The organism is Rhodococcus sp. NPDC057014 (assembly GCF_042673295.1).
GTDB lineage: Bacteria > Actinomycetota > Actinomycetes > Mycobacteriales > Mycobacteriaceae > Rhodococcus_F.
Genome location: NZ_JBHUSF010000552.1, coordinates 1 through 2,978, shown reverse-complemented (window position 1 = coordinate 2,978; position 2,978 = coordinate 1). Strand labels below are relative to the sequence as shown.

The 2,978-nt window shown below is 68.7% G+C and carries 3 protein-coding genes and 1 pseudogene; 3 read left to right on the top strand and 1 reads right to left on the bottom strand.

Annotated elements, in window-relative coordinates; translation table 11 throughout:
• A pseudogene (locus ACFTZB_RS44640) lies at positions 1–135 on the top strand (4-hydroxyphenylpyruvate dioxygenase); the annotation flags it as partial.
• A gap of 3 nt (positions 136–138) precedes the next feature.
• Here the strand turns inward: ACFTZB_RS44640 and ACFTZB_RS44635 are convergent.
• A complete protein-coding gene (locus ACFTZB_RS44635) occupies positions 139–597 on the bottom strand; it encodes a carboxymuconolactone decarboxylase family protein (protein WP_206006629.1) in 459 nt (152 codons plus the stop codon).
• Between the two features lie 49 nt (positions 598–646).
• Here ACFTZB_RS44635 and ACFTZB_RS44630 point away from each other — a divergent pair, with 49 nt between their 5' ends.
• Together ACFTZB_RS44630 and ACFTZB_RS44625 are read left to right on the top strand one after the other, a co-directional pair.
• A complete protein-coding gene (locus tag ACFTZB_RS44630) occupies positions 647–2,056 on the top strand; it encodes a PLP-dependent aminotransferase family protein (protein WP_378442281.1) in 1,410 nt (469 codons plus the stop codon).
• A gap of 231 nt (positions 2,057–2,287) precedes the next feature.
• Positions 2,288–2,815 carry an OsmC family protein gene (locus ACFTZB_RS44625; protein ID WP_378442279.1) on the top strand — a complete coding sequence of 176 codons (528 nt, stop codon included), beginning with the start codon at positions 2,288–2,290 and terminating at the stop codon, positions 2,813–2,815.
• The last annotated feature ends 163 nt before the right edge of the window (positions 2,816–2,978 follow it).

Below are 2,978 nucleotides of genomic sequence, written 5' to 3'. Positions count from 1 at the left end.
AAACCCCTCGTCGACCGGCCCACCGTGTTCTTCGAACTCATCGAACGCCACGGCTCCCTCGGCTTCGGCATCGGCAACTTCAAAGCCCTCTTCGAAGCCATCGAACGCGAACAAGCCGCCCGCGGAAACTTCTGAGGGTCAGCGCACTCGCGGGATCTTGCGGGTGCTGACGGCGATGCGATTCCACGCGTTGATCGTGAGCACCAGCGAGATGAGCTGGGCCAGTTCCGTCTCGTCGAAATGTTCCTCCGCCTCCTCGTACACCGAGTCCGGGACGAAGCCGTCGGTCAGCACGGTGATCGACTCGGCGAGGGCGAGCGCGGCGCGCTCCTTGTCGGTGTACAGGCCGTGCATTTCCTCCCACGCGCCGAGGAGGAACAGTTTCTGTTCGCTGATGCCGATCTTGCGGGCATCCGCGGTGTGCATGTCGATGCACCACGCGCAGTGGTTGATCTGGGAGCAACGGGTGAGCACCAACTCGACGAGTTCCGGGTCGAGGCCCTGCCGGGCGGCGGCGTCGAGGGCGATCATCGCCTTGTAGACGGCGGGGGCCTTGCGTGCGAGGTCGACTCGGGTCTTGCGCTCTGTTGTGGTCATAGGAGAACAGTAAGCGCGAAATAGCCCATCTCCATGGTTCAATTCGATCATGAAAACTTGGGCCAATTCTGGTCTGGGCCGCGATCTCCATCTCGACCTCGCCGCACCCGCCGGTGGACGGACGTCCGGGGTGCGCGCCGCTCTGGTGTCCGCGCTGCGCGAGTCGATCCGCTCGGGACGGCTCGTCGCAGGCACCACCCTCCCGCCGTCCCGCGCGCTCGCCCTCGATCTCGGCGTCGCCCGCAACACCGTCGCCGAGGCGTACTCCGAACTCGTCGCGGAGGGGTGGCTGACGGCACGGCAGGGATCGGGGACCCGGGTCGCCGATCGGGAACGCGAACCCGCCCACCGTCCGCAGACCCGCCCCGCCGCCGCACCCCGGCCCGCGTGGAGCCTGCTGCCCGGTTCGCCCGACGTCGCGGAGTTTCCCCGTGCCGCCTGGACGGCGTCGGCGCGCCGGGCGCTCACCGCGGCACCCCACGACGCGTTCGGTCCGGGCGATCCGCGGGGCCGCCCCGAACTGCGCCGCGCCGTCGCCGAATACCTGGCCCGTGCACGAGGGGTCCGCGCCGATCCCGATCGGATCGTGGTCAGCGCGAGTTCGGGGCACGGCCTGTGGCTCCTCGCCCGCGCCGTGCAGGGACCGGTCGCCGTCGAAGGGTACGGCCTGCACTTCCATCGCGAACTGCTCCGCGATGCCGGGGCCGTCACCGTGCCCCTGCACCTCGACGCCCACGGCGCGCGGCCCCCGGACGCGACCGGCACCCGGCTGTCCGCGGCACTGCTCACCCCGGCCCACCAATTCCCCACCGGAGGTCCGCTCCACCCCAGCAGGAGAACGGCTTTCGTGGAATGGGCACGCACGACCGGTGCGATCGTGATCGAGGACGATTACGACGGGGAGTTCCGGTACGACCGCCAACCCGTCGGCGCCCTGCAGGGTCTGGCCCCGGAACAGGTGGCGTATCTGGGCACCGTGAGCAAGACCCTGTCTCCCGCGATCCGTGTGGGGTGGATGGTGTTGCCGGAACACCTGATCGACGACGTCCTGGCGGTCAAGGGCGTGTACGAGAGGTGGGTCAGCGCAACGGACCAGCTGACCCTGGCGGACTTCATCGAGCGAGGCGCATTCGACCGGCACGTCCGCAGGATGCGCACCCTGTACCGCCGCCGGCGCGACACACTCGTCGAGACGCTCGCCGCGCGGGTACCGCACGTGCACGTCACCGGCATCGCGGCCGGCCTGCACGCCGTCCTCGAACTTCCGGCCGGGACCGAGGCGGCCACCGTCGGCCGGGCCGCGGCCCTCGGTCTCGCGGTGGAGGGCCTGCGCACGTTCCGTCATCCGGACGGTCCCGCGGACCGGCCGGACGGGCTCGTCGTCGGCTACAGCACGCCGTCGTCCGCCCGCTTCGCCGACACGCTCGACGCCCTGTGCCGCGCGCTGCCCACTCCGTGAGCAGAATTTCCTATGGGACTGGTCGGAATGCGTGTCGTGCGGTTACAGTCTGATCCGTGACCGAATCCGGCGTGGTCGACTCAGGCGAGCTGCTGACGCGGCGCCGCCATGTCGATTTCGCACTGGTGTGTACCTCGAGGTGTCCGATCTCCTGATCGGACCCGTCCCGGCGTGATGTTCTCCACGCCGGGTTCCTCCTGCACACCCACCTTTTCGAAGGATTCGCCACTCGTGACCACTGCATCCGTTTCACATCTCACGTCCGTCATCAACGCCACCCGTGACGCCGTATCGCAGGATTCCGCGAACGCGCACGTCGTCTTCACCGCCTCCGCGCAGGCCCACGACGCCGTCGCGAGCACCGTCTCGCTCGGCAAGTACAGCGTCGAGGTGGACGAGCCGCCCGCGCTCGGCGGCGAGCACTCCGCCGCCAATCCCGTGGAGTACTACCTCGCTTCGCTGCTCTCCTGCCAGGTGGTGACGTACCGCTTCTGGGCCGAGAAGCTCGGTGTCCGCGTCGACGACATCTCGGCACGTGCGGAGGGAGACCTCGACGTGCACGGGTTCTTCGGCTTCGACGACGCCGTCCGCCCCGGGTTCGGAGAGGTGCGCGTCGTCGTGACGCTCACCGGTCCGGAATCGCGGGAACGCTACCTCGAACTGCAGGAAGCGGTCGACGCGCACTGCCCCGTCCTCGACCTGACCCGCAATCCGACCCCGGTCCACACCGTGGTCGAAACACTCACCGGCGACAACTGATTCATCACATCCACTGCACCGAATCCGGAGGACTCCACTCGTGACCGAGAGCATCGATCCCACCGCCGACTGGTCGTTCGAGACCAAGCAGATCCACGCCGGGCAGACGTCCGACGCGACCACCAAGGCGCGGGCGCTGCCGATCTACCAGACCACCTCGTAC

What these genes read in the sequence shown, in the direction of transcription:
- ACFTZB_RS44635 (WP_206006629.1), bottom strand. Translation starts at nt 597, where the DNA reads ATGACCACAACAGAGCGCAAGACCCGAGTCGACCTCGCACGCAAGGCC.
- ACFTZB_RS44630 (WP_378442281.1), top strand. Translation starts at nt 647, where the DNA reads ATGAAAACTTGGGCCAATTCTGGTCTGGGCCGCGATCTCCATCTCGAC.